The sequence below is a fragment of the Mesorhizobium sp. M7D.F.Ca.US.004.01.2.1 genome (assembly GCF_003997785.1).
Classification (GTDB): Bacteria; Pseudomonadota; Alphaproteobacteria; order Rhizobiales; family Rhizobiaceae; genus Mesorhizobium; species Mesorhizobium loti.
This window is the reverse complement of sequence record NZ_RZRQ01000482.1, coordinates 1-3,294: the sequence shown is the minus strand read 5'-3', so window position 1 is coordinate 3,294 and position 3,294 is coordinate 1. Positions and strand designations below refer to the sequence as shown.

General features: G+C 57.5%; 2 protein-coding genes and 1 pseudogene. 1 reads left to right on the top strand and 2 read right to left on the bottom strand.

Translation table 11 applies throughout. From position 1 onward, the window contains the following. The coding region (locus tag EN993_RS33355) for an ABC transporter permease (RefSeq protein ID WP_245469043.1) at positions 1-931 on the top strand (931 nt) is incomplete at its 5' end. A gap of 79 nt (positions 932-1,010) precedes the next feature. Here the strand turns inward: EN993_RS33355 and EN993_RS38115 are convergent. After that, positions 1,011-1,901: a hypothetical protein gene (locus EN993_RS38115; RefSeq protein WP_245469042.1), complete on the bottom strand. Its 891-nt coding sequence runs from the start codon at positions 1,899-1,901 to the stop codon at positions 1,011-1,013. 81 nt (positions 1,902-1,982) lie between these two features. Beyond that, positions 1,983-3,294 (bottom strand): annotated as a pseudogene (locus tag EN993_RS33345) (helicase-related protein); the annotation flags it as partial.

Genomic DNA, 3,294 nt, shown 5'->3' with positions numbered 1-3,294 from the left:
CTTCATGGCCGACCGGCCGCTGATCCCGCTGATCATCCTGCTCGTCATCCTGGTGGTGATCCTGCAGATCCTGCGCCCCGGCATCGTCAACGAGCGCTGGATCGCCAACACCATCAAATTCGCCATTCCGCTGGCGATCCTCGCCGGTTGCCAGACCATGACCATGCTGACCGGCGGCATCGACCTGTCGGTCGGCACGGTGGCGACGATGAGCGCCTTCATCATGGCGACGCAAGTCGTCAACCAGGACCCGGCGGTGGCTTTCCTCTTGGCGATGATGCCGGCGGTGCTGATCGGCCTCGTCAACGGCATCGGCGTCGGCGTCTTCCGCGTCCACCCGCTGATCATGACGCTGGGCACCAGCCTGATCGGCACCGGCTGCCTGCAGGTCTACCAGCGCACGGTGATTGCCTCGGGCGCGAAAATCCCCGACTTCCTCGCCTGGCTCGGCACCGGCGTCACCTACGGCTTCCCCAACGCCCTGCTGCTGTTCGTGCCCCTGGCCGCCCTCATCGTCTTCACGCTGGCCCGCACCGGCTTCGGCCGCCTGCTCTACGCCGTCGGCGACAATGAGCGCGCAACGCGGCTGTCAGGCGTGCAATACTGGCAGGTCATAACAGCGCTCTATGTGATCTCCAGCATGCTCGCCGGCATCACCGGCCTGCTCTATATCGGCCTGATCAAGGCGCCATCGCTGTCGCTCGCCGAACCCCTGGTGCTGCCCTCGGTGGCCGCCGCCGTGATCGGCGGCACCTCCATCTTCGGCGGCCGCGGCGGCTACACCGGCACCATCATCGGCGCCCTGATCCTGACCGTGCTGACGACGCTGCTAACGATTTTGCAGATGCCGGAGGGGGCGAGGCGGATACTGTTCGGGCTGATCGTGCTGTTCGTGACGGCGGCTTATTTGCGGATTGTGGAGGAGCGGTAGGGGCGAGGAACGCTACGTGGAAGCCTCCGTAACGGTTGCCTGGCTTGGCCAGCCTAGATCATCTCGACGACATGGCCGGCTACCAGATATCCAACAATAGGTCCCACTGCCGATCAGCATCGTATCTGTTCGCATCATCCCGGTCATCCGTTGGAGCCCACGCACCGAAGAAATCATCAACAAGGCCATCTGTGGCCAAGTCGGCAAGAGTAGCCGGGCCCTTGTACTTGCGCACAAAATATCCCACACGGCTGTAATCCTCGTCATCGACGAATGATTGAGTCTTCATATCGTACTGCATCGTGTGCCACATGTCGTCCAGTTCAAGCAGTTTGAATTTCTTATTTGGATTGTGCTTCGCGACGCAGCTTTCCAAACAGGAAAGATTGATCTGCGCCAGTTCCGTCAACAGCCTCGCAATCCCTATCGCCTCGCCGATACACACCAGACCGTCACCAAACACCGCAAGACCGGTCGCTGGAAATCGATAAGAAAATAAGTCACGTTGTTCCTTTGCCGCCCAAAGCCTTGGCTTGAGTGTATCCTCGTGTCGCTGGCCCAGTCGTTTGAGTTTGTCAGCAGTTACGTTCAGGATGTTGCTGTGAGTCATTTCGATGGTCTTCTCTCCGCGCCAATCAAGGCACGGGAGGGTGAACAAGAATGATCGGCAGCAATTCAAGATCGTGTAGTAGCCGAGGTACGGTAGCGCTACCTGCAGGTTCCGATCCTCAGCATATTCTGCGGAGTTGGCAAGCACGGTTGCCCCAAGGACGAATTTGAGAGCAAGATAGCTGCGGATAAACCACTCGGTGTTTCGGGCATCATCAAAACCACGCGCAACCGGATCAAAGAGGTCTCGCGTGCGCTGGATGTATCTGTCGATCTCTACACCTGAGCAGCGCTCAGGCAGCTCCCTGTAGCTATAGGCTAGGTCGGATCCAGTCAGCGAAACGATTGTCTCAGAATCCACAATTCCCCCTCTTCAATTCCGAACCACAACCCTGCGCTATCAAAGGAAGGCGCGCCATCCCAGCCACTGCAACCATGAGCTTCATATCGCAATGATCGCGCTGACTTCAGCTAACAGAAGCGGCGAGAGGCCAAGGCTGCTAGGTGGTCGGGTCCTTAGCCATTGAAGGGCGGCTGCAATGTCGAGATCCTTCCGCGCGGAAAGCTCGTTGAGCTTCATCGCGGTGACACGTGATAGCCCGAGCGCGATGAAGCTGATCATTGTTTTGTCGGATGCTCCGACTTCTAAATAGAGAGGAAGCGACGGTATGCTCGCTACGAGGTCAATCATTCCTGCGTTGTCGAGCGCGTATACCAGGAGAGCGTTGTAGCAGCCAAACAAGCGAACCGCCTGAAACCGAATTTCGGTCTCGATCAGATCGAGCGTATTGCGAATAATAGTCTGCGGAGCCTTTTTGGCGTCGCGTTTTATTTGTTCGTCGATGATCTGCGGAAGGGGCAATCCTCGCATCCATTTGAGCGCCATAAGAGCATGAAAACGATGTAAGCCTTTCGACGTGTCGATCCCAAGAATGATCTCATGACACAGCTCAAGAATACCCGCGTATGACTGGAAGGCTTCGCTTTCACGCGGGTGCCGCGGAATGAGAGTCTTCGCTGCATCGACGCCCTGGCCAACAGTCACCATGAGACGGGCAAATAGCCGCTGCTGCTTGTGCGCCGAAATGTTGGGCGTGCGGCGCAATATCTCGGCCGGAATGGACACCATGGCTTCGGCCGCGATTAGTGCCGCTGACAAGGCCTGGGCCTCAGGACCGTCTGCATCAACGCCAATTCGTGCAAATGTAGTGGATAGTTCGCCGCGCTTGTGGTCAGAATAGAGGCGACCGAAGGCCGTCTCAAGATCAGGCTGATCTCTCAGGCCGGCTGCCACCTGATCAATAATAACAGTGACAAGCTGTGCCTCATGCTCCCTCACGCTGGTCTCGATGGCCGGAACGACGATAGAATCCTTCGGACCATCCAAAGGTTTCTTCTTCCAATTGGCGTAGTCGATGAGAAAGATGTTGCCTTGGAATTCGCGGCGCAGCCGACCGGCACGGCCGGAGAGGTTCCAGAAATCGGTGGATTCAAGCGCGTTGGTACGTCCTTTCTCGGGCGCGTACATGAAAATGTTCTTGGCAGGCAGATTGACGCCCTGAAGAAGCGTACTGGTGCATACTAGATAGTCGATGCAACCGGAAGAAACAGCGGCTTCCACGGCTCGGCGAAGCTGCGTCGGGATGTTCGAATAGTGAAAAGCAATTCCCCGCTTAACGCATTCCACGAGGACATAATTCGGGTGAACCGCCTCCTTGGCAAGTTCGGCCAAAGCTAGCTGTTCTGTGGTGGGC